Origin of the sequence: Chryseobacterium sp. (assembly GCF_022712095.1) — a bacterium.
GTDB lineage: Bacteria > Bacteroidota > Bacteroidia > Flavobacteriales > Weeksellaceae > Chryseobacterium.
Genome location: NZ_JALAHD010000023.1, coordinates 1 through 5,065 on the forward strand (window position 1 = coordinate 1; position 5,065 = coordinate 5,065).

Annotated in this window: 4 protein-coding genes and 1 pseudogene; 2 read left to right on the top strand and 3 right to left on the bottom strand. The window is 35.6% G+C overall.

Features of this window, described 5'->3' with window-relative positions; genetic code table 11:
* Nucleotides 1–145 precede the first annotated feature (145 nt).
* Nucleotides 146–1,300, bottom strand: a complete 1,155-nt coding sequence (locus tag Q0A18_RS01065) for a THUMP domain-containing protein (protein WP_292008316.1) — start codon at nucleotides 1,298–1,300, stop codon at nucleotides 146–148.
* Between the two features lie 228 nt (nucleotides 1,301–1,528).
* Between Q0A18_RS01065 and Q0A18_RS01070 the strand changes: the two genes are divergently transcribed.
* Both Q0A18_RS01070 and Q0A18_RS01075 read left to right on the top strand, forming a co-directional pair.
* A complete protein-coding gene (locus Q0A18_RS01070) occupies nucleotides 1,529–2,257 on the top strand; it encodes a class I SAM-dependent methyltransferase (RefSeq protein ID WP_292008317.1) in 729 nt (242 codons plus the stop codon).
* Entirely contained in the window at nucleotides 2,254–2,976 is a 723-nt protein-coding gene (locus Q0A18_RS01075; RefSeq protein ID WP_292008318.1) for a ZIP family metal transporter, read from the top strand. The genes Q0A18_RS01070 and Q0A18_RS01075 overlap by 4 nt, the downstream gene beginning before the upstream one ends.
* 68 nt (nucleotides 2,977–3,044) lie before the next feature.
* On the opposite strand, the gene Q0A18_RS01080 is transcribed toward Q0A18_RS01075, so the two are convergent.
* Nucleotides 3,045–4,472: a hemin receptor gene (locus Q0A18_RS01080; RefSeq protein WP_292008319.1), complete on the bottom strand. Its 1,428-nt coding sequence runs from the start codon at nucleotides 4,470–4,472 to the stop codon at nucleotides 3,045–3,047.
* A 31-nt stretch (nucleotides 4,473–4,503) separates the two neighbouring features.
* A pseudogene (locus Q0A18_RS01085) lies at nucleotides 4,504–5,065 on the bottom strand (hypothetical protein); the annotation flags it as partial.

Consider the following 5,065-nt stretch of genomic DNA (forward strand, 5'->3'; position numbering starts at 1 on the left):
ATATATACCTTCCCCTCTTTTCTTGATTCATACCAATTCTCTTGTTGTTTTTCTTTTATTAATTTATTTTCAGACGAACTAAAAACATCTAATAAATTAAGCCCGTTAATAATTACATCTAAAAGACCAGTTACATTCCAGGACATTATTGTTTCTTTTCTTTCTTACTTCCTTCATACATTTCATACTGTAAAAAGCGTGTTTCCAGTTTTCCATTAAAAAGCTTGACTTTTCTTGAAGGACGAAGACCAATCTTTTTCACTGCCTCCAGATTGGAAGAAATGAGCCATGCTAATGTATTAGGATAATCTGTCTTAAATGTATCTCCTATCTTTTTATAGAAATCATCATCATTAATAGAAATTCGTTCATCATAAGGAGGATTAAAAACCATCAGCAATGGGAAAAGCTCTTTTTTAGAATCAAAAAAGTTTTGTTTTTTTACCTCTATCACATCTTCCATTTCAGCAGCCTCAATATTTTGTCTTGCTGCGTTCAACATTCTTGCATCAATATCATATCCTACAATTTTCCCTCCAAACTCTTTAATCCTGTTGATCCTGAATTCCTTAATTTTTGTAAATAATTCTGAATCATAATTTTTCCAGTTCTGAAAGGCAAATTTCTTTCTGAAAATCTGCGCAGGAAGATCCATGGCAATCATAGCAGCTTCAATCAGGAGGGTTCCTGATCCACACATCGGATCGAGAAAATTACCTTTCCCATCCCATCCTGCAATCTGCAGCATTCCACTGGCGAGAACTTCATTAATGGGCGCCTGCCCCTGTTCTTTTCTATATCCTCTTTTAAATAAAGGATCTCCTGATGAATCTAACGAAATCGTAACCAATTCCCTATCTATATGAAGATGAAATTTAACATCCGGATCTCGGGTCTCTACATTGGGACGCTTTTTAAAATGATATTGAAAATAATCTACAATAGCATCTTTCATTTTTAACGTCATAAACTGAGAATGTGTAAACCTCTCTGAATTAACTGTAGCATCAATAGCAAAAGTCTGATCAACATCCATAAACTGTTCCCACGCAAATTTGGACAGTTTATCATAAAATTTATGTTCGTTAAATGCTTTAAATTCAAAGACAGGAACTAAGATTTTCAAAGCTGTTCTTGCGGAATAATTAATCTTATAAAGAAAACCTAAATCTCCTTCACAGTTTACCGCACGGTTTTTAACTTCCACATTCCTCCCCCCCAGCTTCTTGATTTCTTCAGCCAAAACCGGTTCCAAACCAAAGAATGTTTTTATTTGTATCTGTAAATTATCTGTATTCATAATAATAAAATCAATTGTTATTATTTCAGAGCTTCAGTTTTTATTCACGGATGCCTAAAATAAATTGTTTAAAAATTCTGTAACCAAAAAACAGTATTATAAAGTACTTACCCATATCGCTTTTTCTACCGTTTAGTTTCTTATTATAACCCACTTAAAACTAAGCAGTTAATTTATTTCTAGATAAATACTTCGTATTAAGAGCACAAATTTAATTATTTTTGTATTATGGAATGGTTTGAATCTTGGTTTGATACCCCTTATTATCATTTACTTTATAATAACAGAGACTATACGGAAGCTGAAAGTTTTATTACAAAGCTTACAGAGGATCTTCAGCTCGCCCCGTCTTCAAAAATAATAGATCTGGCCTGCGGAAAAGGAAGACATTCGGTTTTCCTCAATAAACTGGGCTACGATGTACTGGGGCTCGATCTTTCCCGCCAAAGTATTGAGTTTGACAAACAGTTTGAAAACGAAACACTTCTTTTCGAAGTTCATGACATGCGTAATCCTATCGATGCCGATCCTGTAGATGCGGTTTTTAACCTGTTCACGAGCTTCGGATATTTCGATAATGACAAAGATGATAAAAATGTTTTTCAGTCTGTTTATAACATTCTTAAACCTGAAGGATATTTTGTACTGGATTATCTTAATGAAGAATATGTAAGGAATACATTGGTCCCTGAAGAAACTGCAGAAAGAGAAAATCTCATTTTTCACATTAGTAGAAGAATCGAAGGAAGACATATTATAAAAGACATCAAGTTTGAAGAAAACGGAAATCTTTACAACTTTTTTGAAAAAGTAAAGCTTCACACACTAGAAGCCATTAATTCTTATGCTACGGAATGTGGATTCGAAAGAATTAAAATCTGGGGGAACTATCAGCTAGATCAATTTAACAGAGAAACATCTCCCCGCTGCATCAATTTATTTAAGAAAAAAGCATGACAATTCTTCTACTTATTTTAAGTGTAATTACAGGAGTATCGCTGGGAAAATATTTTGGAAAAAAAGAAAAACTGGCCAAAAGCCTATTAATATTAAGTGCAGGATTTCTTATTACCATATGTTTAAACGAAGTATTTCCTGAAGTATACACCTCAGATATATCTCCTAATATAGGAGTTTTTGTTATCATAGGAGTTTTACTGCAGATGATCCTCGAAGCTCTTACCAAAGGGTTTGAGCATGGTCATTTTCATCACCATAACGAGCATAATATACTCCCTTTAGCCTTAATGGTTGGACTATTCATACATGCCTTTATAGAAGGGATTCCTCTGGCTAATGAAAAAGAGACATTATCTCCTTATCTTTTGGGAATTCTATTTCATAATCTTCCCATTTCATTTATTCTTGGGGCGTTTCTGTTCAATAAAAAGACAGAGAAGTCTATTTCCTACTCTTCTTTGCTAATCATCGCTCTATTTGCTCTAGCCTCACCATTAGGCATGTTACTCGGAAATTATTTTAATCCTGACCTTCAGCCCTATTTCCTTGCCATTGTAGGTGGTATTTTCCTGCATATCTCATCAGTAATTATTTTTGAGAGTAATAAAAATCACAATATTGACTGGATGAAGATCGGGCTGGTGATCGTAGGAGTTACATTAGCATTAGTAATGCACCTCTTCCATTCTCATTCTCATATACATCACCATCATTAAAAAGTAAAAGCTCCGGATACAATGTATCCGGAGCCTGTATTTTAATCACTTATTACATCATCAGGAAATCAGAATTTCCATCCGAAAGTAAGATAAAAGTTATCTCTGTTATTTTTCACTTGTGAAACAACAGAATAAGGTGTATTTACATCAAAATCTCCTGAGTAATATCCAGTTCCTGCATCAGCATCTCCTTTTAAGAAAGGATTTTTATATTTGGAACTGATATTCTGATAGGTAGCATCAAGATAGAAATTACCAAAATCATATCCGACACCGACTCCAATCGTATTTCTATCTCCTAAGATAAAATTACTGTAATTATTATCTCCTGCTACTCCTGCATCGTTATAAGAGCTGATAGTCATAGCATCAAAAGGACTGGAAGCATAAGCATATCCCCCTCTTATTCTGAATGACTGAATTCTGTATTCCGCCCCTACTTTTACTTCGGAAAGGTTTTTATAATTGTCATTGAAGAATGAGTTCAATTCTCTTTCGGCCGCTCCCTGCACTCTGTATTTAGGTTTAGTTAATCCCAATGTATAGTCTACGTTAAGAGCAAAGTTTTTATTCGGAACAAATGCCCCACTGAACGTTGCTTTCATCGGAGATCTGAAATCCCGGCTTTCTCCATAAGTATTATAGTAAATATATCCGTCATCACCTGTAAAGTGATCTGTATATATCCTGTCTACATTCCACCAAGTAGGTGTTTCCAGAGATGCTCCTAATCTGAATTGGTTTGTTACCTTACCAATCACCCCCACACTTGCAGAAAACCCATTAGATTTTTCAGAGTAAGGAGTATATTGTTTGTCAAATGCATTTACTGAATTATCAAGATCCAATCCGAACAGAGCTGTGTCATATTGATCAATATCCGCATAATGCATATTTACACTTGCTCCTATATAAAGAGAGTTATTATAATTGGCTCCAACTCCTAAATTAAATTTAGATTGGCTCCCATATCTGTTATAGGCATGTCCCATATAAGACATATTTCCATTTACCGCATTTCCGTTGGAATCTACCAGTTGTTTGGCAATTACAACGTTTGTGTTTCTCGGTGATTCTATATATTCTTCTGCAGACTGTGTAGAAAAGTTAGCCCCGATATTAATAAACTTCCAAGCTGTTTTTGGTGATAACTGAATTGTTGCAACACCACTTACATTTCCTACATTAAATTTATCTACATTATATCCGATAGAAGATCCTGCCAAAGAACTTGTATTCTTATTATTGGTAAGAGCCAAAGTAACCGAGAGATCTCCTGCAATTGCTACTCCTAGTCCCGCAGGGTTGGTCATAAGCGAATTGGCATCACCTCCCAATGCTCCGTTTGATCCTGCCATTGCATTAAACTTTGAAGACCCGGTCATAGGAGTATTCGAATAAATATCAATAGAGTTTTTGATCACGGAAATATTCTGAGCCTGTGCATAAAATGCTGCAGAAATACTTATTATTACAAAAGATTTTTTTAACATTATTTTCTTAAATAGTTATTAAAAGTTTAAATTATCTGCCTCCGGACCTGAAGCCTCCGCCTCCACCACCGCCGGATGATCTGAAGCCACCTCCTGAAGAGCCACCGGATCTGAAGCCGCCTCCACTATTAAAACCTCCGGATGATCTGAAGCCTCCACTATCATTAGATCTGAAACCTCCATTATTATATCTTGGCTGGCTGTTATTATAATTGTTGTTATTATAATTAGGACGCGTATTGTTATAATTAGGTCTGGTATTCTGTATGTTCGGATTTCTGTAACCGGAAGAATTTCTAAAACCACCATTGTTAATCATACCGTTTGTTCCGTTTCTGTAACCGGAAGAATTGGTATTCCTGAATCCTGAGGTATTATTTCTAAACCCAGAAGTACTATTTCTGAACCCTGCATTAGCATTATTTCTGAATGCTGAATTCGTATTAGTAGGCTGTCCTGCTCTGAATCCACCATCAGCACCGCTTCTTCTGTAGGCAGGTCTGTTGTAATAACCATTACCCCAGTAGCCGCCACCCCAACCCCAAGGGTTATATCCCCAGTAAGGTGAGTATCCGTAATTCCAGCCCCAGTTC

What these genes read in the sequence shown, in the direction of transcription:
- Q0A18_RS01065 (WP_292008316.1), bottom strand. Translation starts at nt 1,300, where the DNA reads ATGAATACAGATAATTTACAGATACAAATAAAAACATTCTTTGGTTTG.
- Q0A18_RS01070 (WP_292008317.1), top strand. Translation starts at nt 1,529, where the DNA reads ATGGAATGGTTTGAATCTTGGTTTGATACCCCTTATTATCATTTACTT.
- Q0A18_RS01075 (WP_292008318.1), top strand. Translation starts at nt 2,254, where the DNA reads ATGACAATTCTTCTACTTATTTTAAGTGTAATTACAGGAGTATCGCTG.
- Q0A18_RS01080 (WP_292008319.1), bottom strand. Translation starts at nt 4,472, where the DNA reads ATGTTAAAAAAATCTTTTGTAATAATAAGTATTTCTGCAGCATTTTAT.